We start from the raw sequence: 22,220 nt of genomic DNA, 5'->3' as shown, positions 1-22,220 counted from the left end.
CTACGCGGGCTTGCGCGCCGAGCCGGCCACCATGTCGAAGCGGAACAGCCGGCACTCGATGGGGCCGTTCCACATCGGCACGCGGCGCGACTCCTTCAGGCGCATGCGCTTGGGCAGCTTGAGGTCGGGCGTGAGCACCCAGGCGGTCCAGCCGGCGTAGTTCTTCTTCCAGTGCGAGGCGAGCTGCGGAAAGAACTCGCCGCCATCGCCTTCCTCGGTGCCGTCCTCACCGCCGGTCTGCGCCGCTTCGCGCGCGCCGAAGCGCGCCACCCCACCCACCTCGATGCGCTCGCCGTAGGGCGGGTTGAGCATGATCACGCCGCCCTCGGCCGGTGGCATGCGCTGCAGCGCATCGCCGCCGCGGAACTCGATCGCCTCGGCCACGCCGGCACGCTCGGCATTGCGCTCGGAAAAGTCGACCATGCGGTGCGACACGTCGGAGCCGAAGATTGCGACCTCGCGCGGCTTCGCGGCCGCTTCCGCCTCGCTCTTGAGCGCATTCCAGACATGGGCCTGGAACGGCAGCAGCTTCTCGAAGCCGAAGCGCCGCAGCCAGCCGGCCGGAATGCCGCGCGCGATCTGTGCCGCCTCGATGGCGATGGTGCCGCTGCCGCAGCACGGGTCGTAGAGCGGCTCGGCGGCGACCTCGCCGGTCTCGGGGTTCCACCAGCCGCTGGCGGCCAGCATGGCCGCGGCCAGCGTCTCCTTGAGCGGCGCGTCGCCCTTGTCCTGGCGCCAGCCGCGCTTGAACAGCGGCTCGCCCGAGGTGTCGATGTAGAGCGTGCAGGTGTCGGTGGTCAGGTGCGCGAACACGCGGCAATCGGGCCACTGGGTCTCGATGCTCGGGCGCACGCCGGCCGCCTTGGCGCGGAAGCGGTCGGCGATCGCGTCCTTGATGCGCAGGGTGGCGAAGTTCAGGCTCTGCAGCGGGCTGTGCTGCGCGGTTGTCTCGATCTTGAAGGTCTGCTTCGGCGTGAACCAGATCTCCCAGGCCACGCCGCTCGCGATGGCATAGAGGTCGTTCTCGCTGCGGTACGGCGCCTGCACGAGTTCGACCAGCACGCGCTGCGCCAGCCGGCTGTGCAGGTTGAGCCGCAGCGCGTCGCGCCATTCGGCGCGCACCCGCACGCCGCCGCGCAGCATGAGCAGGTCGTCGCCGGCGCGGCCGGTCAGTGCATGCACTTCGGCCGCGAGGAATTCCTCGACGCCGGCGGCGCAAGGCAGGAAAAGGGAAAGATCGTTCACTGGAGCGCCTTTGTCTTCTACAGCGCCTTGCGCAGGTTGGCCGGCGCGATGCGCAGGGCCTCGCGGTACTTGGCCACGGTGCGCCGCGCGCATTCGATGCCCTGCTCCTTGAGCATCTCGGAAATCTGGCTGTCGGACAGCGGCTTCTTCACGCTCTCGGAACTCACGAACTGCTTGATCAGCGCGCGCACCGCGGTGCTCGACGCATTGCCACCGGTCTCGGTGCCGAGCGCCGAGCCGAAGAAGTACTTGAGCTCCACGGTGCCGAATGGCGTGGACATGTACTTGGCGGTGGTCACGCGCGAGATGGTCGACTCGTGCAGGCCCAGCTCGTCGGCGATCTCGCGCAGCACCAGCGGACGCATTGCCAGCTCGCCATGCACGAAGAAGCTCTTCTGCCGCTCGACGATCGCGTTCGACACGCGCAGGATGGTGTCGAAGCGCTGCTGGATGTTCTTGATGAACCAGCGCGCCTCCTGCAGCCGCTGCGACAGCGCCTGGCTGCCCTCGCCCTTGTGCGACTTGAGGGCGCCGGCATAGATGTCGTGCACGCGCAGCCGGGGCATCACCTCGGGGTTGAGCATGACGCGGAACTTGGCGTTGGTGCCGCGGCCGACCTTGGTGACGATGACGTCTGGAATGACGATGTTGCGCTCGACGTCGACGAAGCGGCGCCCCGGCTTGGGCTCGAGCCGCGAGATGACCTGCAGCGCCGAGCGCACGAGTTCCTCGCTGCTGCGCGTGAGCGTGGCGAGCCGCTTGAAGTCGCGCCGGGCGAGCAGCTCGAGCGGCTGCTTGCAGATGGCGAGCGCGGTCTTGCGCACGAGCGCCTGCTGCTCGGTCTCGCGCTCGCTCGCCATGGCACGCAGCTGGATGCTCAGGCATTCGCCAAGATCGCGCGCGCCGACGCCCGTGGGCTCCAGGCTCTGCAGCAGGCCGAGTGCGACCTGGAAGTGATGCACCAGCTCGTCGAACTGGTCGTTGTCGTCGCCGGCAAGTCCCGAGGCCAGCGACGGCAGCGAGTCTTCGAGGTAGCCGTCGTCGTTGAGCGACTCGATCAGGAAGCGCAGCGCCGCGCAGTCGTTCTCGTTGAGCCGCAGGCTCAGGGCCTGGCGGTGCAGGAACGACTGCAGTGATTCCTGGCTGCGCGCGAGTTCGGTGGCGTCGGGGCGCTCGTCGTCGCTGAGGTTGTTCTTGCGCGCGGGTGCATCGCCACCCCACTCGCTGTCGTCGGGCGCCATGTCGACGGTGCCGTCGCCTTCCCAGTCGGGCTCGCGCTCGGCAACCTCGGCGGCAGGGCCGTCGGTGTCGGTGGCCGGTGCCGTGCTCTCGGCCGGCGCCGTGGCGGCCGCACTGGCGGCGGGTGCCGCGGTGAACTCGCCCTCGCCCGCCTCGGCAAACTCGTCGCGCGGCACCGGCGTGTCGATCGCGTCGAGGCCGAATTCCTCGCGCGCCGCTTCTTCGGCCGTGCGTTCGAGAAAAGGGTTCTCGTCGAGCATCTGCTCGACCTCCTGGCTCAGTTCGAGCGTGGAAAGCTGGAGCAGCCGGATCGACTGCTGCAGCTGAGGCGTGAGCGCCAGGTGCTGCGAAACGCGAAGGGACAGCCCTTGCTTCATGGAGACCGGCCCCTCCCTTACATCCGGAAGTGCTCGCCGAGGTACACCCTGCGTACTTCGGCGTTGTCGACGATCTCCGCGGGTGTGCCTTGTGCCAGCACATGCCCGTCGCTGATGATGAAAGCGTGGTCGCAGATGCCCAGCGTCTCGCGCACGTTGTGGTCGGTGATGAGCACGCCGATGCCGCGCTCCTTGAGGAAGCTGATGATCCGCTGGATCTCGATCACCGCGATCGGGTCGATGCCGGCGAAGGGCTCGTCGAGCAGGATGAAGCGCGGCTGCGTGGCGAGCGCACGGGCGATCTCGACCCGGCGCCGCTCGCCGCCCGAGAGCGCGAGCGCGGGCGAGTCGCGCAGGTGGTCCACTCGCAGGTCGGCCAGCAGGGCCGAGAGGCGCTCTTCGGTGCGCTGCTTCGACAGCGGAGCGGGCTTGCCGTTGGCGTCGGGCTCGCGCTGGAGCTCGAGCACGGCGCGCACGTTCTCCTCGACGCTGAGCTTGCGGAAGATCGAGGCTTCCTGCGGCAGGTAGCTCAGGCCCATGCGCGCGCGCCGGTGGATCGGCATGTGGGCGATGGGTTCGCCGTCGATGGAGATCTCGCCCGCATCGGCGCGCACCAGGCCCACGATCATGTAGAACGAGGTGGTCTTGCCGGCGCCGTTCGGTCCGAGCAGACCGACGACCTCGCCCTTCTGCACCTCGAGCGACACGTCTTTGACGACCTTGCGGCTGCCGTAGCTCTTCTGCAGGCCACGCACCACGAGACGGCTGCCGGGCGCCGCTTCGGCGGCCTGGGTTCCAGCGGTTTCCGTCACTTACTTGCGCCCTTCGCCGTCGAGGGTGGTGGACGAGCGCAGGCCGGTGCCGCGGGCAGGCTGCGGCGCCGTGGGTGCGCCGGGCGCGGGCGCCGTGGCCGACTTCGGCGTCAGGATGGTCCGCACGCGGCCGCCCGACGACGCGTTGACGGCGGTGTTCGGCGGCACGGTGGAGCCATTGACGGTGTAGGTGTCGTTGCTCTGGTCGTAGACGATCAACGCGCCCTGGCTCTCGTCGTTGGGCGTTGCACCGACCAGCCGGCGCATCACCGCATTCCGGATGAACTTGACGTTGTCGGCGCGGCTGTCGTATTCGATCACCTCGGCCTCGCCCTCGATCCACTCGTTGGGCGCATTGCGCTTCTGCTTGTAGTACGCCCGCTTGCCGGGCGCCGCCGTGACCACGCCGTACTGGTAGCCCTCGGCGTCCTGGCGCACGTCGATGCGCGCGCCGCGGATGATGATCGTGCCCTTCGTGACCACCACGTTGCCCGTGAACACGCTGGTCTGCTTGAGGTCGTCGTAGCGCATCGCGTCCGACTCGATGTTCATCGGCTTGGTGCGATCGGCGGTTTCAGCCTGCGCACCCGCGGCGAGGCCAGCCAGCAGCAGCACGCCCGCGGCCAGCCGGCCGAGGCGACGAAGAAGGGGTGTGGTGTGGGGGTAGGAGTGCAATGTCATAGAGGCACGAAACTTGCTCTGCATTGTATGGCCGGATGGCGCCGACCTCGCGCGCAGCGATGAAAAAGCCCGCGGGTGCGGGCTTGGCATTGGATCGGGAACGCAGCGCCTGCGCGGGAGCAGGGCTCAGCCCTTCTTCGCTTCGCCGACCAGGTATTCGGCGACCTGCAGCGCCCGCGTCATGTTGCCGGCGGTCTCGCCGTCCACATACCAGCGCCCGCCGACGGCCAGCGCCGGCACGCCGGCCACGCGGTAGGCGTCGGTCAGTTGCGCGGCGCGCTTCGCCTTGCTGGCCACGCCGAACGAGGTGAACACTTCCTTGAACTTGGCGCCGTCGATGCCGTTGGCCGACACCCAGGCAACGATGTTGGCATCGCCGGTGAGGTTCTGGCGCTGGCGGTGGATCGCGGTGAAGATCTTCGGCTGGAACTCTTCCACCTTGCCAAGCGCCTCGAGCGCGTAGTACAGGCGCTGCTTGGCTTCGACGTCGTTGCCGACGAAAGGCACCGGCACGCGACGGAAGGCCACTTCCTTCGGCGCCTTCTTGAGCCAGGCCTCGAGGTGCGGCTCGAAGTCGCTGCAGTGCGGGCAGTTGTACGAGAAGAACTCGACCACCTCGACCTTGCCCGCCGGCGCGTCGACCGGCACGCGCTTGTCGAGCACGAGGTACTCCTTGCCGGCCTTCGGTGCCATCGCCTGGGCATGCGCGGCGTTTCCGGCCAGCGAAAGGAGGCCGAGCGAACTGGCGGCCAGCGAAAAGTCACGACGTTTCATGAAAGGGTTCTCCTGTGGTACGGCTGTACTGAGCCTGCATGCGGCGGGGAGTTCCCTCGCCGGCCGCGCGCCTGGGCGTGAATGGTGCCGGCGAATGGCGCGCGGCGGAGCTTAAGGGCTATTCGTGACGGGCGCGCGGGGCTTCTCAGCGCTGGACGCGCACGAGCGCGGATTCGAGGCCGCCGCCGTCGAGCCGCTCCTTGAGGCGGTCGGCGTCGTCCTTCTTGCTGAACGGGCCCGCGCGCACGCGGTAGACCGTGCGGCCCGCCTGTTCGCGCTCGGTGACCCGGGCCTCGACGCCCATCAGCGAGAGCTTGGCGCGCTGCGCCTCGGCATCGTCGTTGGTGCGGAAGGCGCCGGCTTGCACGAAGTACATGAACGGATCCGCGCCCGGGGTGCTGCTGCTGCTGCTCGGCGCTGCCGAGGCGACGGTCGTGCTGCTGTTGCTGCTGCCGCCGCCGGCGCGTGCGCGGGCCAGGTCGCCGAGCGGATCGTTCGACGGCGGCAGTGCGTTGGCCTCGGCCGGCAGCGGTGCCGGGCGCACAGGCCTCGGCGCCACCACCACGGGCACCGGCGGTGCGGGCGGGGCGGCACCGGGCGCCACCGCGGCGTTGTTCTCGCCGCCAGCCGGCGCCACCGGACCGCTGGCGGCCGGGGGCTTGGGCGCCGAGCCTGCCTTGCCGGCCAGCGGCGCGTTCGGGTCCCAGTCGCGGTTCTTGCGCGCCTCGGCTTCGTCCTGCTCGGCACCGCCGCGCTGCGTCTTGGTCACGAACGGAATCGGCACCTTGGTCACGTAGACCGCAATGCCGAGCGCCACGCCGAGCCCGAGCACCAGGCCGACGATCAGCCCGATGACGATGTTGCCGCGGTGTCTGTTTCTCTTCTTCTGCTTCATGGTGAGGGAGTTACATCTTGCTCGGCGCACTGACGCCGAGAATCGCGAGGCCATTGTGCAGCACCTGCGCGCAGGCCTTGACGAGCGCAAGCCGCGCCAGCCGGACCGGCTCGTCGTCGACCAGGATGCGCTCGGCGTCGTAGTAGCTGTGGTAGCTGGCGGCCAGTTCGCGCAGGTAGAAAGTGACGTCGTGCGGCGCGAAATCCTTCGCCGCGGCCGCGAGCATGGCGGGGTACTTGGCCAGCTGCAGCATCAGCGCCTGGGCCGCCGGGCTTTCGAGCGGCGACAGGTCGACATCCGCGAGCGTGGCCGCATCGCCGCCCCAGGCCGCCAGCACCGAGTGGATGCGCGCATGCGCGTACTGCACGTAGTACACCGGGTTGTCGTTGTTCTTCGCCACGGCCAGGTCGACGTCGAAGGTGTATTCGGTGTCGGGCTTGCGGCTCAGGAGGAAGAAGCGCACCGCGTCGGTGCTGGTCCACTCGATCAGGTCGCGCAGGGTGACGTAGCTGCCAGCGCGCTTGCTGATCTTGACCTCTTCGCCGCCCTTCATGACGCGCACCATGGTGTGCAGCACGTAGTCGGGGTAGCCCTCGGGAATGCCCACGCCCGCGGCCTGCAGGCCCGCGCGCACGCGGGCGATCGTGCCGTGGTGGTCGGTGCCCTGGATGTTGATGACCTTGTGGAAGCCTCGCTCCCACTTGGCGATGTGGTAGGCGACGTCGGGCACGAAATACGTGTACGTGCCGTCCTGCTTTCGCATCACGCGGTCCTTGTCGTCGCCATAGTCGGTCGACTTCAGCCAGAGCGCGCCGTCCTGCTCGTAGGTCTTGCCGGCGGCCACGAGTTTTTGCACCGCGTCCTCGACGCGGCCGCTCGTGTAGAGGCTCGATTCGAGGTAATAGTTGTCGAAGCGCACGCGGAAGGCCTGCAGGTCGAGGTCCTGCTCGCGGCGCAGGTAGGCCACCGCGAACTCGCGGATCGAGTCCAGGTCGTCGATGTTGCCGCTGGCGGTGTATTCGCGATCGTCGGACTTGACGGTCTTCTTCTCTTTGAAGTCTTCGGCGATGTCGGCGATGTAGTCGCCGTTGTAGGCGGGCGCCTTTTCGCCGCTCGGCCATTCCGCATCGCCGGGCTTGAAGCCGCGCGCGCGCAACTGCGTGCTGTGGGCGAGCGTCTGGATCTGCACGCCGGCGTCGTTGTAATAGAACTCGCGCCAGACCGTTTCGCCCTGCGAGGCGCGCAGGTTGCAGATCGCGTCGCCAAGCGCGGCCTGCCGGCCGTGCCCCACGTGCAGCGGCCCGGTCGGGTTGGCCGAAACGAACTCGACCAGCACGCGCTCGCCGGTCGCCGGCTGCCGGCCGAAGGCTTCGCCCGCGGCCAGCACCTCGCGCACGATCTGCTGCTTGGCGGCGGTCTTGAGGCGGATGTTGAGGAAACCGGGGCCGGCGATCTCGATCGCTTCGACCCACTGGCCGAAGATCGGCGTGGCGAGCAGTGCCGCGCTGAGTTCTTCAGCCAGTTCGCGGGGCTTGCGCGCTAGCGGTTTGGCAAGCTGCATCGCAGCCGTGGAGGCGAAATCGCCATGGGCCGCCACCTTGGGCGACTCGAAAGCGGCCTTGGCGCCGGCGCCGGGCGAGAGTGATTCGAGCGTGTTCGCGAGCGCCGCGAGCAGCTCCTGTTTGACCAATAGCATCGCGGGATTTTACCGGGGGCAAACCCGGACCCGGGTGACATTCGTCATCCAATTGATACCTACTCCCGTTAGGATGGCCGGCCCCCGGGTCGGGGCGCCTGCCGCAACACCATTCAAAAGGACGTACCCCATCATGAAGAAGCTCCTTTCCCTGGTCGCCTCCGCTGCTGTGCTCGGCGCCTGCCTCTCCTTCGGCGCCGCCGCCCACGCCCAAGACAAGGCCGCCACGCCGGCCATGCCCGCCGCCACCGCGCCGGCCGCTGGCGCGAACTGCGAAGCCAAGGCCGTGGACAAGAACGGCAAGGCCCTTGCGGGTGCCGCCAAGAACAGCTTCGTCAAGAAGTGCGAGAAGGATGCGCAGGCTGCCGCCGCGCCCGCCTGCGCCGCGAAGGCGGTCGACAAGAACGGCAAGGCCCTCGCCGGCGCCGCCAAGAACAGCTTCATGAAGAAGTGCGAGGCCGACGCGAAGGGTTGACCACCCCCGTCCCTCGCTCACTGCGTGTAGCTCGACTCCCCCCTCGAGGGGGCAACACCAGCGGCCCGGCAAAGCCGGTTCCGCGGTGTTCCCCGGCTTCTCTGCCGCTACGCGGCAGCTACTTGCCGAAACCGCGCGCGAGGAACACGGCGACCAGCGGGATCAGCGCGATCAGGTGCGCCTGCACCATCACCAGCTTGCGGGTCTTGCGCACCTCGGCCTCGGCCGGCAGCGTTCCGCTGGCGCGCAGCGTCTTGCGCCAGCGCAGGTAGGTCAAGGTCGGAAAGATCGACAGCACGCCGACGACGATGAACAGGCTGAGCTTCACGTGCAGCAGCGGGTTGGTCCAGTACCAGGCGGTGCCCTTCACGCCCCACCAGGTGCGCGCGATGCCGGTGGCGAGCACCGTGATCGAGGCGATGCCGTAGACCATGTCGACGCGCGCGAGCCGTTCGACCACGGCGGCGTTGAGCCACTCGATGCGGCACAGCGCCGCTTCGCTCGAAATGAAGACGACCATCGTGAGGATGGCCAGCAGGTGCACGTAGGCGAGGATGGCTTCGAGGGTCATCGTGGCTTTCTTCTTTTCTTCGTCGTGGTTGCGGGATGTGTTTGCAAAAAATGCGAGCGGATTGTGCCGCGAGTCCGCGGGCTCAGCGCCTTCCGCCCCAGAATTCGGGCCGCCCGTACTGCTCCTTGAGGAAATCCAGCCACAGCCGCACGCGCAGCGGCAGGTGCTTGGTGCCGGTGAAGACGGCGTAGATGCCGTTCGGCGGCGCGGCGAACTCGTCGAGCAGCGGCACCAGCAGGCCGGCATCGATCTCGGCCTCGACTTCCCAAGTGCTGCGCCACGCAATGCCGTGGCCCGCGAGGCACCAGTCGTGCAGGACCTGGCCGTCGGAGCAGTCGAGCGGGCCTTCGGGCCGCAGGTGGATCAGCTCCTCGCCGCCGCCTTCGGTGGCGACGCGAAACGCCCAGCCGCGCGTCTGCGAAGCGTCGCTGGACAGCGCGAGGCAGGCGAAGCGCGACAGCTCGCTCGGGTGGTTCGGCTTGCCGTGGCGGCGCACGAACTCGGGCGTCGCGACACAGCGGCGGCGGTTGTCGGCCAGCCGCACGCTCACGAGCGACGAGTCGGGCATGTCGCCCACGCGCACCGCGCAGTCGAAGCTCTCGCCGCGCACGTCGACCACGCGGTCGCTGAGGTTCAGCGAGATGGTCACCTCGGGGTGCAGCGCATGGAAGCGCGGCACCAGCGGCGCGACGTGGCGCCGCCCGAAGCCCGCCGGCGCGGTGATGCGCAGGTGGCCGCTGGCCTTGACGCCGCCGGCGCTGACGCTGGCCTCGGCATTGGCAAACTCGGTCAGCAGGCGTTGGCAATCTTCGAGGAAGGCGCTGCCCTCGTGCGTGAGCGTGATGCGCCGCGTGGTGCGCACCACGAGCTTGACGCCCAGCCGCGCCTCGAGCGCATCGAGCCGCCGGCCGATGATGGCGGGCGCCACGCCCTCGGCCTTGGCCGCGGCCGTGAGACCGCCGCGGGTCGCCACCGAGACGAAGGATTCGAGTTGCTTCAGGCGGTCCATGGCGAGCGAACTATATCGCCGGACTTTCGCGCACTCAGGCTGCCCCGTCTTCGCGCCGTGCCTCGAAAGCCGCGATCTCGGCCTCGCCGTAGCCCACTTCGCGCAGCAGCTCGGCCGTGTGCTCGCCCACGGCCGGCGGCTGCAGCCGGATGCCGGGCCGCGCGCCGTCGAGCGTGAACGGCATCAGCGGCACCTTGGCCATGTGGCCGTCGTTCATGCGCACCGGCGCGAGGCCGCCGGTGGCGTTCAGGTGCGGATCGTCGAACAGGTCCTGCGGCTTGGTGATGGGCGCGAAGGGCAGCTCGTTGCGCTCGAACACGGCGCTGAGTTCGGCCGCGCTGTAGCCCGCGAGGTGCGAGCGCAGCATCGGCATCATCCAGTCGCGCGCGCGCACGCGGTCGTTGTTGGTGGCAAGGCGCGGGTCGGCGAGCATCTCCGCAAGGCCGAAGGCCTTGCAGAAGATGGCCCATTGCTTGTCGCTCACCGCGGCCAGGAAGATCTGCTCGCCGTCCTTCACGGTGAAAACGTCGTACACGGCCCAGGCCGAGATGCGGCTGGGCATCGGATCGGCGGCCTTGCCCGTGGCGGCGAACTGCATCATGTGCTGCGCCACCAGGAACACGTTGTTCTCGAACAGCGCAGCCTGCACCTCGCAGCCCTTGCCGGTGAGCTCGCGCTGGCGCAGCGCGGCCATCGCGCCGATGGCGCCGAACATGCCGCCCATGATGTCGTTCACGCTGGTGCCGGCGCGCAGCGGATCGCCCGCGCGGCCGGTCATGTAGGCCAGCCCGCCCATCATCTGCACCACTTCGTCGAGCGCGGTCCGGTGCTCGTAGGGGCCGGGCAAAAAGCCCTTGTGGCTCACGTAGATCAGGCGCGGGTTGAGCTTGCTCAGGCTGTCGTAGTCGAGCCCGAGCTTCTTCATCGTGCCGGGCTTGAAGTTCTCGCTCACGATGTCGGCGGTGGCCACGAGGCGCAGCGCAGCCTCGACGCCTTCGGGCGACTTCAGGTCGAGCGCGATGCTCTTCTTGTTGCGGTTGAAGGCCGGAAAGAAGCCCGAGCCCGAGCCGAGCAGCCGCCGCGTGCTGTCGCCTTCGAGCGGCTCGACCTTGATGACCTCGGCACCGAGGTCCGCGAGCAGCAGCCCGCAGGTCGGCCCCATCACCATGTGGGTGAACTCGACGACGCGGATGCCGGCGTAGGGCAAGGGGAACGAACTGTCAGTCATTGTGCGGTGGTGGTTTGCGGGACGAAGCCCTTGGGCAGGCCGGCCTCGGGCGTCATGCCGTAGACCGGTTCGCCGGGCAGGCCGGCCATGAGCGGCGCGCGTGCCGCGATGAGTTTCTCGATGTCGATGCCGGTGCGCACGCCCATGGCCTCGAACATGAAGACGAGGTCTTCGGTGACCGCATTGCCCGAGGCGCCGGGCGCATAGGGACAGCCGCCGAGGCCGCCGAGCGAAGCGTCGAAGGTGCGCACGCCCTCGTCCCACGCGGCCAGGCAGTTGGCAATGCCGAGGCCGCGCGTGTTGTGCATGTGGGCCGCGCCCGCGTGGTCGCCGAGTTCGGCGCGCAGCCGCCGGAACAGGCGCCGCACCTGGGCCGGGTTGGCATAGCCCACGGTGTCAGACAGGCCGGCCTCCTGGGCGCCGGCCGCGATGCACTGCGCCGCGAGCCGGATCACGTCGTCCTCGGGCACCAGGCCCTGCAGCGTGCAGCCGAAGGCGGTGGAAATGCCGGCCTCGAGCTTCACCTGCGGCGCGATCGCGTCGCGCAGTTCGGCGATGGCGCGTACTTCGTCGACCATTTCGGCCGGCGTCTTGCGCACGTTGGCGAGCGAATGCGCCACGCTGGCGGAGACCGGCATCGTGAGCTTGTGCACGCCGGCTTCGAGCGCGGCCTGCGCGCCCTTGCGGTTGGGCACCAGCGCCATCACCGTCAACCCTGGCAGGGTGGCCGCATGGCGCACCACCTCGGCGGCATCGGCCATCTGCGGCAGCAGCTTCGCGGGCACGAAGGACGCGACCTCGATCTCGCGCAGGCCCGCGGCATGCAGCGCGTCAATCCAGCGCAGCTTGGCGGCCGTGGGCATGGTGGCCGCGACCGATTGCAGGCCGTCGCGCGGGCCGACCTCGCTGATGAGGACGTCGGGGGATGTCATCGGCTGGGTTCCTGGGGAATGAGGAGTCACGGAGAAGCAGGCGGTCGGCTTGACCGTTCTGTCTTGCAGAACTATATTCTGCCAAACAGAATTACACCGCCGAAGCGGATTCACTGTCAAGCCGAAGGTCCACCATGCCGCGAAAAGCCCAGACCGAATCGATGGCCGACCGCCACGCCGCACCCGGCGGTGCCGCCGCGGTCGACCGCGCGCTGAGCCTGCTCTCGGCTTTCGGGCCTGGGGACGAAGCGCTTTCGCTCGCGCAGTTCGCCGAACGCACGCAGCTCTACAAAAGCACGGCGCTGCGCCTCTTGGCCTCGCTCGAGCATGCGCGCTGGGTGCGCCGGCAGGACGACGGCCGCTACGCGCTCGGACCCGAGATCGCGCGGCTGCACGGCGTGTATGCCGCGGCGCAGTCGCTCGACCGCACCGTGCTGCCGGTGCTGCGCACGCTGGCGGCGGCCACCGGCGAAAGCGCGGCGTACCACGTGCGGCAGCCGCAGGGCGACGGCTGGGTGCGGCTGTGCCAGTTCCGCGTCGATTCGACGCAACTCGTGCGCGACCACGTGCGCGCCGGCGACCTGTTGCCGAACGACCGCGGTGCGGGTGCGCGCGTGCTGATTGCCTGGGGCCCCGAGGCCGAATGGCCGCCCTTGGGCAGCAGCGAGCGCGCGCTCTGCGAAGCGGTCCGCGCGCAGGGCTATTGCGCGCTCGTGGGCGACCGCACGGCCGAGCTCGCGGGCATTTCGGCGCCGGTGTTCCATGCCGACGGCCGCCTCGCCGCGGCGCTCACGCTGACGATGCCGGCCCACCGCTACGACGCGCGCCACATCGCGCCGGTGTGCGCGGCGGCGCGGGAGCTCGGCGGAACGGTCTGAGTGAGACCGCTCGATTACCGTCATTCAAGTCATCGATAAATCCCACTTTCAGCTATTACTCTCCATAGCAGTATCGAATAAAGTGAAGGTTATGGATGGCCCCACGCGCCCGCGTCCGCCGTTCCCCCCACGTATCACCGCAACGACCGCACTCGTTTCCAAGGAGAAAAGAACATGACCCTCGCCCGTACCACCGCCCACCGGCTCGAAGTGGCGACCGAGCTCCACCGCTTCATCGAGGACAAGGTCCTGCCCGCCAGCGGCGTGGCGAGCGACGTGTTCTGGAAGGGCTTCGACGCCATCGTGGCCGACCTCGCGCCGAAGAACCTGGCGCTGCTCGCCGAGCGCGACCGCCTGCAGGCCGAGCTCGACACCTGGCACCAAAAGAACCCGGGGCCGATCGCCGACATGCCGGCGTACCGCGCCTTCCTCGAGAAGATCGGCTACCTGCTGCCGCAGCCCAAGGGCACGAAGGCCACCACCGCCAACGTCGACGACGAACTCGCGCTGCAGGCCGGTCCGCAGCTGGTGGTGCCGATCCTCAATGCGCGCTATGCGCTCAACGCGGCGAACGCGCGCTGGGGCTCGCTGTACGACGCGCTCTACGGCACCGACGCGATTCCCGAAACCGACGGCGCCGACAAGGGCCAGGGCTACAACCCGGTGCGCGGCGCCAAGGTGATCGCGTTCGCGCGCAACGTGCTCGACCAGGCCGCGCCGCTCGTCAACGGCTCGCACAAGAACGCCACCGGCTACAGCGTGAAGGACGGCCAGCTCGTGGTCGCGCTGCAAAGCAGCAACACCGCGCTGGCCGACCCGTCGCAGTTCATCGGCTACCAGGGCGACGCCACGGCGCCGTCGTCGGTGCTGCTCAAGCACAACGGCATTCACCTCGACATCCGCATCGACCGCACCACGCCCATCGGCAAGAACGATCCGGCCGGCGTGAGCGACCTGGTGCTCGAAGCCGCGCTCTCGACGATCCTCGACCTCGAGGACTCGGTGGCCGTGGTCGATGCGGCCGACAAGGTGACGGCCTATGCCAACTGGCTCGGCATCGTCGACGGCACGCTGACCGAACAGGTGGCCAAGGGCGGCAAGACCTTCACGCGGGGCCTGAACCCCGACCGCGAATACACCGGCGCCAACGGAAAGCCGCTGAAGCTGCACGGCCGCTCGCTGATGTTCCTGCGCAACGTGGGCCACCTGATGACCAACCCGGCCGTGCTGTACGACGGCGGCAAGGAAATCCCCGAAGGCATCCTCGATGCGGTGGTCACCACCACCATCGCGATGATCGACCTGAAGCGCAAGGGCAACTCGCGCGCCGGCAGCATCTACATCGTCAAGCCCAAGATGCACGGCCCGGCCGAAGTGGCCTTCGCGAGCGAACTCTTCGGCCGCGTCGAGCAGCTGCTCGGCCTGCCGGCCAACACGGTGAAGCTCGGCATCATGGACGAGGAGCGCCGCACCAGCGTGAACCTCAAGGCCTGCATCGCCGAGGCCGCCGCGCGCGTGGCCTTCATCAACACCGGCTTCCTCGACCGCACCGGCGACGAGATGCACACCGCCATGCAGGGCGGCCCGATGATCCGCAAGGGCGATATGAAGGCCAGCGCCTGGATCGGCGCTTACGAGAAGAACAACGTGCTCGTCGGCCTCGCGTGCGGCCTGCGCGGCAAGGCGCAGATCGGCAAGGGCATGTGGGCCATGCCCGACCTGATGGCCGCCATGCTCGAGCAGAAGATCGGCCACCCCAAGGCCGGCGCCAACACCGCCTGGGTGCCCTCGCCCACGGCCGCCACGCTGCATGCGCTGCACTACCATCAGGTGAACGTGGCGGCCGTGCAGCAGGCGCTCGAGAAGACCGACGCCGATGCCGAGCGCGACAACATCCTCAACGCGCTGCTGCAGGTGCCGATCGCGGCCGAAGCCAAGTGGAGCGATGCCGAGAAGCAGCAGGAGCTCGACAACAACGTGCAGGGCATCCTCGGCTACGTGGTGCGCTGGATCGACCAGGGCGTGGGCTGCTCGAAGGTGCCCGACATCCACGACGTGGGCCTGATGGAAGACCGCGCCACGCTGCGCATCTCGAGCCAGCACATCGCCAACTGGCTGCTGCACGGCGTGGTCACGAAGGCGCAGGTCGACGAGACCTTCCAGCGCATGGCCAAGGTGGTCGACCAGCAGAACGCGGGCGACCCGGTGTACCAGCCGATGGCCGGCCATTTCGACACCTCGGCCGCGTACAAGGCGGCGCAGGACCTGGTCTTCAAGGGCATCGCGCAGCCGAGCGGCTACACCGAGCCGCTGCTGCATGCGTGGCGCCTCAAGGTCAAGGCTGGGGCCTGATCGCCTCTTCGCCGGCTTGTGAACCACGGCGCCCTCGGGCGCCGTTTTTTGTTGGCCGTTAGGATGCGGATCGCTTTTCGCCTCCGGTTCCCCGCTTTCCCATGACACTCTCCACGGCCCCCGCACGCTCGGCCACATCGATGCTGATCGTGCTGGCCTCGGCCTTCGCGCTGAGCCAGGCCTTTCGCACCGTCGGCGCGATGATGGCCACGCCGCTCGGCGGCCACTTCGGCCTCTCGCCCCAGCAGATCGGCCTGTGGGCCGGCACCTTCCATTTCATGTTCGGCGCGACCCAGCTCGCGATGGGCGTGGCGATCGACATCTACGGCGTGCGGCGCACCGTGCTCAGCGCCTTTCCGCTCGCGGTCGCGGGCGCGGTGCTGTGCGCGGTGGCGCCGAGCTTCCATGCGCTGCTGCTCGGGCAGGCCCTGATCGGCGTCGGCTGCGCGCCGGCGTTCCTGGCCTGCACGGTGTTCATCGCGCGCCATTTCGAGGCCGCGCGCTTCACCGCGATGTCGGGCCTCGTGATGAGCATGTCGGGGCTCGGCATCCTGTTCACCGGCACGCCGCTCGCGCTGTTGATCGACGCGGCGAGCTGGCGCGCGGGCTATGCCGCGCTGGCCGGCTTCGCGCTGCTGTCGTGGGGCTTCGTGTTCTGGCGCGTGCACGAGCCGCCGCAGGCGGCTTCGCAGGAACAACGCCCATCGCTCGGCCGCGCGGTGCGCGAGCTGCTGCCGCTGTTCGCGATGCCGCACACGCTGGGCCTGCTGTGCTTCGCCTGCGTGTCGTACGCCGCGTTCATCACGCTGCGCGGCCTGTGGCTCGGTCCGATGCTGCACGACCGGCACGGGCTGTCGCTGGTCAACGCCGGCAACGTCGCGGTTGCGATGACCATCGCCGGCATCGCCAGCCCCGCGATCTTCGGCCGCCTCGACCCCGGCGGCGCGGGCCGGGGACGCTGGCTCATGGGCTGTGCCTTCACGGCCGCCGCCATCTTCACGCTGATGGCGCTGACGCACTCTCTGTCGCTCGACATCGGCCTGGCGATCCTCTACGGCCTGCTGTCGGGCTATTCAGTGCTGCAGTACTCGTACACGCGAGCAGCCTATCCCGCGGCCATGACGGGACGCGCGCTTGCGCTGCTGAACATGGCGATCTTCCTCGGCGTGTCGCTGATGCAATGGACCACGGGCGTGGCCGCCTCGTGGGCCGCGGCCAGCGGGGTGGAGCCGTTCCGCGCCGTGTTCCTCACGATCGCGGGCATGGTCGCGGCAGGCACCACCGCGTTCATCCTGCTGCCGCGGGCGCCGGGGCGGCCGGCCGCGAATTGAGCCGCCGTCGAACGAGCGGCTGCCGTTTCATTCGGCCTGGCCGACCACCAGTTCCCGCAGCGCGGTCATCAGCGGCGACCATGTCGCCTTGGGACGGCTGATCAGCATCCATTGGCGCCGCGTGCGCAGGTCCGCGAGCGGCAGCGCCTGCAGCTGTTCCGGACGCCGCTGCAGCAGGTACGTGGGCACGAAGCACAACAGGTCGGCGCTGCCGACGATGTCCATCGCGGCATCGGTGTTGTGCTCGATCTCGAGCACCACCACCGGGGCGCCGAGACCGCGATCGGCAAAGGCCTGGTCGACGACCCGGCGCGCGGCGGTGTGGCGGCTCGGCAGCGTCCAGCCATAGGGCTGCAGGTCCTCGAGCTGCAGATCGGTGCCCCGGCGGCTGGCCTGCAGGAAGAGCGGATGGCGCGGCCGCGCGGCCACTTGCAGTTCGTCCCCGCCGATGGGCGTCTGCGTGCATGTCGTGACCTGGCCCGGATACGAAGGCACCACCGCCAGGTCGAGCCGCCCCTGAAGCAGCGCGCGCTCCAGGTCGTCGGATTTTCCGACCTCGAGCAGCACACGCAGCCCCGGACGGTTCCGGATCAATTCGGAGACCGCCTTGGCCGCGCGGCTTTCGGATGTGGCGAGCGTCATGCCCAGGCGCAGCAAGCCTGCGTGCTGCGCCTGGATGTCGCGCGCGGCGCGCAGCGTCTCTTCGTGTTGCAGCACCAGTTGCCGCGCCGACTCGAGGAACAGCTGGCCGCTGCTGGTGAGGATCACGCCGTGCGCGCCGCGCTGGAACAGCGGCGTGCCCACGGCCTCCTCGACGCGCCGGATGATCTTGGAGACCGCGGGCTGCCCCAGTTGCAGCGCGGTCGCGGCCCGGCCGATGTGGCCATGCGCGACCACGGCCTGCAAGCACACGAGGTCGGTGTAGGCAAATCCCATAGGTGGCACCAGCATAGGCCAAAAGGCGCACTTTCATTCCAGCGCGGAATCGATTCGGAGATGCCCGGGAATGGGTTTCGACGGGGTTCTGACTAGAGTTTGTGCATCCACAGACACATCCGCAGGCCCTCGTGAAACAACCCAACATCGTGCTGATCGTGGCCGACAACCTCGGCTGGGGCGAACTCGGCTGCTACGGCGGCGGCAGCCTGCGCGGCGCGCCCACCCCGCGCATCGACGCGCTCGCGCGCCAGGGCCTGCTGTTGCAGAACTTCAACGTCGAAAGCGACTGCGTCCCGACGCGCTCCGCGCTGATGTCCGGGCGGCACCCGACGCGCACCGGGTGCCTCCAGTCGGTGCCCCCAGGCCTGCCGCAGGGGCTGACACGGCGGGAGGTCACCCTGGCGCAGGTGCTGTCGCAGGCGGGTTATGCCACGGCGCACTTCGGCAAATGGCATCTGGGCGACATCGAAGGCCGCTTCCCTTCGGACCGCGGGTTCGACGAGTGGTACGGCATTCCGCGCACCACGGACGAGAGCCAGTTCACGTCGACGATCGGGTTCGACCCCAGCGTCGCCGACATCCCCCACATCATGGAGGGCCGCGCCGGCGAGCCCTCGCGCAACGTCAAGGTCTACGACCTCGAAAGCCGGCGGCGCATCGATGAGGAACTGGTCGAGCGCTCGCTCGAATTCATCCAGTCGAACCATTCGCAGCAGAAGCCGTTCTTCCTTTACCTGCCGATGGTGCACCTGCATTTCCCGACACTGCCGCACCGCGACTTCGAAGGGCGCACGCAGGCCGGCGACTTTGCGGACTCGATGGTAGAGATGGACCATCGCGTCGGCCAGGTGGTCGACGAGATCGACCGGCTTGGCATCGCCGAGGACACGCTGTTCGTCTTCTGCAGCGACAACGGCCCCGAGTTCCGCGTGCCCTACCGCGGCACGGCCGGGCCCTGGAGCGGCACGTACCACACCGCGATGGAAGGCTCGCTGCGCGTGCCGTTCATTGCGCGCTGGCCGGGCAAGATCGAGCCCGGCCGGGTCAGCAACGAGATGGTCCACGTGACCGACCTCTTCACGACGCTGGCAGCCGTGGCCGGCGGCCGCATTCCGGCGGACCGCCCGATCGATGGCGTCGACCAGTCGGGCTTCTTGTTCGGCAGGCAGGCGAAGTCGGCGCGCGAAGGCTTCCTGTTCTACATCAAGGGCGACCTTCGCGCGGTCAAGTGGCGCGACTGGAAGCTTCACTTCTACTGGGAGCCCCAGGTCAACGAAGGCAAGGGCAAGCTCGAGACGCCTTATCTCTTCAACATCACGCGCGATCCCAAGGAAGAGACCGACGTGCTGATCTACAACACCTGGGTCCTCGGCCCGGTAATGCGCATGGTCCAGGCGTTCAACCAGAGCTGTGCGGCGCATCCCAATACGCCGCCGGGCGCGCCCGACTGAAGACGAAGGCCGCTCGCTTTCGCCCGCCCCTTTCGACCCCCTCATCCACCGGACCATCACCATGTCATTCGACACCTCCCTCGCCCGCCGCAGCGTCGTGCGCGCTGCCCTCCTCCTGTGCGCGCTGGCCGGGGTCGCCGCTCACGCGGCCGACGACGAGAAGCCGTGGCCCGCGGCGAAGCCGATCAGCTGGCTCGTCGGCTTCTCGCCTGGCGGGAGCCTGGACGTGCTCACGCGCACTGCCGCACGCAAGCTCAGCGAAAAGACAGGCCTGCCGGTGGTGGTGGAAAACCGCCCCGGCGCGTCGGGTGCGATCGCGCTGCAGGCGTTGGTCAAGGCGGCGCCCGACGGCTACACGCTGATCTCCATCCCTGGCCCGATCCTGTTCAACCAGCGCGTCCCGGAGCTCGGCAACGAGCTCATGGCCGTGGCATCGCTGGCGCAAGGCCCCATGGTGCTGGTCGGGCCCGCGTCGGCCGCACAGGCCACGGTGGCCGACCTCGTCGAGGCGATGCGCAAGGAGCCCGCGCGGTGGAGCTACGCCAGCTCCGGCACCGGCAGTTCGCAGCACCTCGCAGGCGAACTGTTCAACGTGACCTCTGGCACGGCCATGGCGCACGTGCCCTACAAGGGCGGCGGCCAGGCGGTGGCCGACGTGGTGGGCGGGCAGATTCCGCTGGGCATGCTGGGCGTGACGCCCGTGCTGCCGCACATCCAGTCCGGCAAGCTCAAGGCGTATGCCGTGACCACGCGCTACCGCATCGAGAGCCTGCCCGACGTGCCCACGATGCAGGAGGCGGGCCTGAAGAACTACGACGCCACGCAGTGGTACGTGGTCGGCGTGCCGGCCGGCACGCCCGATGACCGCGTGGCGCTTCTGAGCCAGTGGATCAACGAGATCATGGCGTCCGTCGACCTGAAGGCGGTGTTGATGGCGAGCGGTTCGGTGGCCGGCAAGGGTGGCCCGAAGGAGACGCAGGATTTCGTGGCGAACGACACGCGCAGGTGGAAAGAACTGGCGCGCAAATCGAAGCTCGCGCTGAACTGATTCGCGCGCCAGGGGAAAGCCGGCGCGCGGTCAGCCGGCAGGCGTAGCGACCTCGCACCCCAGCCGCGTGAGCGCCGCGTCGATCCAGCTGCGGTCGTCCTTGCCCGCCAGGATCGCGCTCATCTTCTGCTGCTCCTGCTGGTGCTTGGCCGTGGCGGCCTTGAAGACCGCGTCGGCCTGGTCGAAGGGTACGCACAGCACACCGTCGTCGTCGCCGAGCAGCAGGTCGCCCGGCTCGATCACCATGCCGTCGATCGCGATCGGCACGTTGATCTCGCCGGGGCCGTCCTTGTAGGGGCCGCGGTGGCTCACGCCGGCGGCGAAGATCGGCAGCGTCTGGGCGCGAATCCAACCCAGGTCGCGCACCGCGCCCCACAGCACGATGCCGGCCACGCCGCGCACCTTGGCGTGGCTGATCATCAGTTCGCCGATCAGCGAGTTGCTCAGGTCGCCGCCACCGTCCACCACCACCACGTCGCCGGGCTGCGCGAGGTCGAGCGCCTTGTGGATCATGAGGTTGTCGCCGGGCCGCGTCTTCACGGTGAGGGCCGCTCCGGCCATGGCGCCGCCGCCGTGCAGCGGACGCAGGCGCGCGCCGCCGGCGGTCATGCGGTTCATCACGTCGCTCACGTTGGCCACGGGCAGGTCGCCAAAGCGGGCCACGGTGTCGGCGCGCACGGTGCGTTGGCGCTGCAGGATTCGGAATCCGATCATCGAGAAATCTCCAGGAAAGATGGAACAGGAAAGAGGGAGAAAACGGAAGCGACCGCTTCAGGGCGCTGCGGCCGCCTCGACGGCTGCCACGGCACCGCGGCGGCGCCGGCGCGGCAGCAGCGCCGCCAGCAGCAGCAGCGCCGTCACCACCAGGAAGCCAAGGCTGATCGGCCGCGTGAAGAAGACCGAGGCATCGCCCGCCGACAGCAGCAGCGCGCGGCGCAGGTTCTCTTCCATCATTGGACCGAGCACATAGCCCAGCACCAGCGGCGCCGGCGGGCAGTCGAGGCGCGCGAACACGTAGCCGAGCACGCCCACTCCCGCGCACAGGTACACGTCCATCGCGTTGCCGTTGACCGTGTAGTTGCCAAGCGCGCAGAACATCACGATGGCCGGGAACAGCCAGCGGTACGGCACGCTCAGCAACCGCACCCACAGGCCCACCAGCGGCAGGTTGAGTGCCACGAGCAGCGCGTTGCCGATGAACATGCTCGCGATCACGCCCCAGAACAGCTCGGGGTTGCGGGTCATCACCGTGGGGCCGGGCTGCACGCCGTTCATCACCATCGCGCCGAGGATCAGCGCCATGGTGGCGCTGCCCGGGATGCCGAGCGTCAGGGTGGGGATGAAGGCGGTCTGGGCCGCGGCGTTGTTGGCCGCCTCGGGCGCGGCCACGCCCTCGATCGCGCCCTGACCCAGCCGCTCGGGATGGCGCGCGAGCTTCTTCTCGACCATGTAGGCGGCGAAGGTGGAGATGGTCGGGCCGGTGCCGGGCAGCACGCCGAAGAACGCGCCGAGTGCGGTGCCCCGCAGCGACGGCGCGATGATCGCCTTGAACTCCGAGGCGCGCAGCCACATGCCCGACAGCGGCGTGCTGAACACGCTGCGCTCCTCGGGCTCGGCCAGGTTCTTCAGCACCTCGGCAATGGCGAAGAGCCCGACCGCCAGCACGGTGAAGCCGATGCCGTCGGCCAGCTCCGGCACGTCGAAGGTGTAGCGCTCGATGCCCGAGTTGACGTCGGTGCCGACCAGCCCGACGAGCAGGCCCACCACCACCATGGCAATGGCTTTGAGCGCGTCGCCGCTCGACAGCACGGTGGCAGAGACCAGGCCCATCAGCATCAGCGAGAAGTAGTCCTCGGCACCGAACTCGATGGCCCAGCCCGCGAGCGGCACGCCGAGCAGCGCGATCAGCAGCGTGCCGATGCAACCCGCGATGAAGGAGGCCAGCGCCGCGGTGGCGAGCGCGGCGCCGGCACGGCCCTGCCGCGCCATCTGGTAGCCGTCCAGGCAGGTGACCGCCGAAGAGGTCTCGCCCGGCAGGTTGACCAGGATGGCGGCGGTGGAGCCGCCGTACTGCGCGCCGTAGTAGATGCCCGCCAGCATGATCAGCGCCGACACGGGCGGCAGCCCGAAGGTGAGCGGCAGCAGCATCGAGATGGTGACCAGGGGTCCCACGCCGGGCAGCACGCCGATCAGCGTGCCCAGCAGCACACCCATGAAGCAGTAGCCCAGGTTCTGCAGCGTCATCGCGACGCCGAAGCCCAGGCTGAGATGGTCGATGAATTCCATG

20 protein-coding genes are annotated in these 22,220 nt (G+C 68.9%); 6 read left to right on the top strand and 14 right to left on the bottom strand.

Annotated features, from left to right (window positions below):
* The 7 genes from AC3A6J_RS17835 to argS form a co-directional block, all read right to left on the bottom strand.
* Positions 1-1,245, bottom strand: a complete 1,245-nt coding sequence (locus tag AC3A6J_RS17835; RefSeq protein WP_487861306.1) for a THUMP domain-containing class I SAM-dependent RNA methyltransferase — start codon at positions 1,243-1,245, stop codon at positions 1-3.
* Positions 1,246-1,262: 17 nt separating this feature from the next.
* Positions 1,263-2,861 carry an RNA polymerase factor sigma-54 gene (locus AC3A6J_RS17830; RefSeq protein ID WP_487861305.1) on the bottom strand — a complete coding sequence of 533 codons (1,599 nt, stop codon included), beginning with the start codon at positions 2,859-2,861 and terminating at the stop codon, positions 1,263-1,265.
* 17 nt (positions 2,862-2,878) lie between these two features.
* Entirely contained in the window at positions 2,879-3,673 is a 795-nt protein-coding gene (lptB, locus tag AC3A6J_RS17825; RefSeq protein ID WP_487861304.1) for an LPS export ABC transporter ATP-binding protein, read from the bottom strand.
* Positions 3,674-4,354, bottom strand: coding sequence for a lipopolysaccharide transport periplasmic protein LptA (gene lptA / locus AC3A6J_RS17820; protein ID WP_487861303.1), 681 nt, complete (start codon positions 4,352-4,354; stop codon positions 3,674-3,676). It abuts the gene before it with no gap.
* 126 nt (positions 4,355-4,480) lie between these two features.
* Positions 4,481-5,128: a thiol:disulfide interchange protein DsbA/DsbL gene (locus tag AC3A6J_RS17815; RefSeq protein ID WP_487861302.1), complete on the bottom strand. Its 648-nt coding sequence runs from the start codon at positions 5,126-5,128 to the stop codon at positions 4,481-4,483.
* A 145-nt stretch (positions 5,129-5,273) separates the two neighbouring features.
* On the bottom strand, positions 5,274-6,023 hold the full coding sequence (locus AC3A6J_RS17810; protein WP_487861301.1) for an SPOR domain-containing protein: 750 nt from the start codon (positions 6,021-6,023) through the stop codon (positions 5,274-5,276).
* Positions 6,024-6,033: 10 nt separating this feature from the next.
* The gene (gene argS, locus AC3A6J_RS17805; protein ID WP_487861300.1) at positions 6,034-7,719 is read right to left on the bottom strand and encodes an arginine--tRNA ligase; all 1,686 of its coding nucleotides are present in this window, start codon (positions 7,717-7,719) and stop codon (positions 6,034-6,036) included.
* A 133-nt stretch (positions 7,720-7,852) separates the two neighbouring features.
* On the opposite strand from argS, the gene AC3A6J_RS17800 reads away from it, so the two are divergent.
* Positions 7,853-8,194 (top strand): hypothetical protein, encoded by a 342-nt coding sequence (locus AC3A6J_RS17800; RefSeq protein ID WP_487861299.1) that lies wholly within the window; start codon positions 7,853-7,855, stop codon positions 8,192-8,194.
* Positions 8,195-8,312: 118 nt separating this feature from the next.
* Here AC3A6J_RS17800 and AC3A6J_RS17795 read toward each other — a convergent pair whose 3' ends face one another.
* From AC3A6J_RS17795 to AC3A6J_RS17780, 4 genes are all read right to left on the bottom strand, one after another.
* Complete coding sequence (locus AC3A6J_RS17795; RefSeq protein WP_487861298.1) at positions 8,313-8,765, bottom strand: DUF2214 family protein; 453 nt, start codon at positions 8,763-8,765, stop codon at positions 8,313-8,315.
* Between the two features lie 82 nt (positions 8,766-8,847).
* Positions 8,848-9,774 carry a LysR family transcriptional regulator gene (locus AC3A6J_RS17790; protein WP_487861297.1) on the bottom strand — a complete coding sequence of 309 codons (927 nt, stop codon included), beginning with the start codon at positions 9,772-9,774 and terminating at the stop codon, positions 8,848-8,850.
* 34 nt (positions 9,775-9,808) lie between these two features.
* Positions 9,809-11,002 carry a CaiB/BaiF CoA transferase family protein gene (locus AC3A6J_RS17785; protein ID WP_487861296.1) on the bottom strand — a complete coding sequence of 398 codons (1,194 nt, stop codon included), beginning with the start codon at positions 11,000-11,002 and terminating at the stop codon, positions 9,809-9,811.
* Positions 10,999-11,934: a hydroxymethylglutaryl-CoA lyase gene (locus AC3A6J_RS17780; protein ID WP_487861295.1), complete on the bottom strand. Its 936-nt coding sequence runs from the start codon at positions 11,932-11,934 to the stop codon at positions 10,999-11,001. Before AC3A6J_RS17780 ends, AC3A6J_RS17785 begins: the two co-directional genes overlap by 4 nt.
* A gap of 134 nt (positions 11,935-12,068) precedes the next feature.
* On the opposite strand from AC3A6J_RS17780, the gene AC3A6J_RS17775 reads away from it, so the two are divergent.
* From AC3A6J_RS17775 to AC3A6J_RS17765, 3 genes are all read left to right on the top strand, one after another.
* A complete protein-coding gene (locus AC3A6J_RS17775) occupies positions 12,069-12,812 on the top strand; it encodes an IclR family transcriptional regulator (protein ID WP_487861294.1) in 744 nt (247 codons plus the stop codon).
* Positions 12,813-12,986: 174 nt separating this feature from the next.
* A complete protein-coding gene (locus AC3A6J_RS17770; RefSeq protein ID WP_487861293.1) occupies positions 12,987-15,164 on the top strand; it encodes a malate synthase G in 2,178 nt (725 codons plus the stop codon).
* 101 nt (positions 15,165-15,265) lie between these two features.
* Positions 15,266-16,495: an MFS transporter gene (locus AC3A6J_RS17765; RefSeq protein ID WP_487861292.1), complete on the top strand. Its 1,230-nt coding sequence runs from the start codon at positions 15,266-15,268 to the stop codon at positions 16,493-16,495.
* A 27-nt stretch (positions 16,496-16,522) separates the two neighbouring features.
* On the opposite strand, the gene AC3A6J_RS17760 is transcribed toward AC3A6J_RS17765, so the two are convergent.
* Positions 16,523-17,431, bottom strand: a complete 909-nt coding sequence (locus tag AC3A6J_RS17760; protein WP_487861291.1) for a LysR family transcriptional regulator — start codon at positions 17,429-17,431, stop codon at positions 16,523-16,525.
* A 131-nt stretch (positions 17,432-17,562) separates the two neighbouring features.
* Between AC3A6J_RS17760 and AC3A6J_RS17755 the strand changes: the two genes are divergently transcribed.
* Entirely contained in the window at positions 17,563-18,885 is a 1,323-nt protein-coding gene (locus AC3A6J_RS17755; RefSeq protein ID WP_487861290.1) for an arylsulfatase, read from the top strand.
* 61 nt (positions 18,886-18,946) lie between these two features.
* Complete coding sequence (locus AC3A6J_RS17750) at positions 18,947-19,933, top strand: tripartite tricarboxylate transporter substrate binding protein (protein WP_487861289.1); 987 nt, start codon at positions 18,947-18,949, stop codon at positions 19,931-19,933.
* 30 nt (positions 19,934-19,963) lie between these two features.
* Here the strand turns inward: AC3A6J_RS17750 and AC3A6J_RS17745 are convergent, their stop codons facing one another.
* Together AC3A6J_RS17745 and AC3A6J_RS17740 are read right to left on the bottom strand one after the other, a co-directional pair.
* A complete protein-coding gene (locus AC3A6J_RS17745; RefSeq protein ID WP_487861288.1) occupies positions 19,964-20,647 on the bottom strand; it encodes an RraA family protein in 684 nt (227 codons plus the stop codon).
* 57 nt (positions 20,648-20,704) lie between these two features.
* A complete protein-coding gene (locus tag AC3A6J_RS17740; RefSeq protein WP_487861287.1) occupies positions 20,705-22,219 on the bottom strand; it encodes a tripartite tricarboxylate transporter permease in 1,515 nt (504 codons plus the stop codon).
* Position 22,220: the final 1 nt, after the last annotated feature.

The sequence above is a fragment of the Variovorax sp. Soil_C_39 genome (genome assembly GCF_057656815.1).
This window is presented reverse-complemented; position numbering and strand designations above follow the sequence as displayed.